Source organism: Enterorhabdus sp. P55 (assembly GCF_009911695.1).
Lineage (GTDB): Bacteria > Actinomycetota > Coriobacteriia > Coriobacteriales > Eggerthellaceae > Enterorhabdus.
In genome coordinates this window covers 1-791 of sequence record NZ_QWKK01000257.1, presented here as the reverse complement: position 1 = coordinate 791, position 791 = coordinate 1, and the positions used below count along the sequence as shown (strand labels likewise).

General features: G+C 75.1%; 1 protein-coding gene. It reads right to left on the bottom strand.

Features of this window, described 5'->3' with window-relative positions:
• Positions 1-64: 64 nt before the first annotated feature.
• Positions 65-601 (bottom strand): gamma carbonic anhydrase family protein, encoded by a 537-nt coding sequence (locus tag D1643_RS11145; protein ID WP_160710660.1) that lies wholly within the window; start codon positions 599-601, stop codon positions 65-67.
• Between the last annotated feature and the right edge of the window lie 190 nt (positions 602-791).

The following is a 791-nucleotide window of genomic DNA, read 5'->3' as shown; positions in this document are numbered from 1 at the left end:
CGCCGAGCGGCGCGGCTGGGCGCAGGGGCGAGCGCGGCCCCGGGGCCGGCCGGACGCGCCACGCCTAGCAGGACGCGTTGGGCGCGGCGCCCTCGGCCAGCAGCCCTTGGGCCACCAGCTCGCGACCGATGGCCACGTACTCGGCGGCGTTCTCCGCCAGGCCGGCCAGCTCCTCGTCGGTGAGGGGGCGCTTGGCCTTGGCGGGGCTGCCCACCACGAGCATCCCGTCGGGGATGTCGGCACTGCCGGTCACGAGCGCGCCGGCGCCGATGAGGCAGCGCCGCCCCACCCGCGCGCCGTCGAGCACCGTGGCGCCCATGCCCACGAGCGTCCCGTCGCCGATGACGCAGCCGTGCAGGATGGCGCCATGCCCCACCGACACGCCGCTGCCCACCACGGTGTCGCCGTCGAGCGGCACGTGGATGCAGGCGAGCTCCTGGATGTTAGTGCGCTCGCCCACGACGATGCGCCCACGACAGTCGCCGCGCAGGGTGGCGTTGAACAGCACCGTGCAGTCGGCGCCCAGCGTGACGTCGCCGATGACCACGGCGTTGCGGGCGATGCGGGCAGAGGGGTCGACGACCAGGCGATCGTAGTTCATGGGAGATCCTTTCAATCAGGGACCGCAGAAGCGTCAGGATGCGGAAGACGAGCGCCCATTGTACCCGCCTCTGCCGAGCGGGGAAAGCACCCCCGCGGCCGGCGGCGAGCCGTGCGCCGCCCGGGCGGTGCCGGGATGCCGGCGGCCGGCGTGGCGCGGCTCGCAGCAGAGGCCTGCGCGCGACGCGGGG

Coding starts and splice junctions, on each gene's coding strand:
- D1643_RS11145 (WP_160710660.1), bottom strand. CDS start 601: ATGAACTACGATCGCCTGGTCGTCGACCCCTCTGCCCGCATCGCCCGC.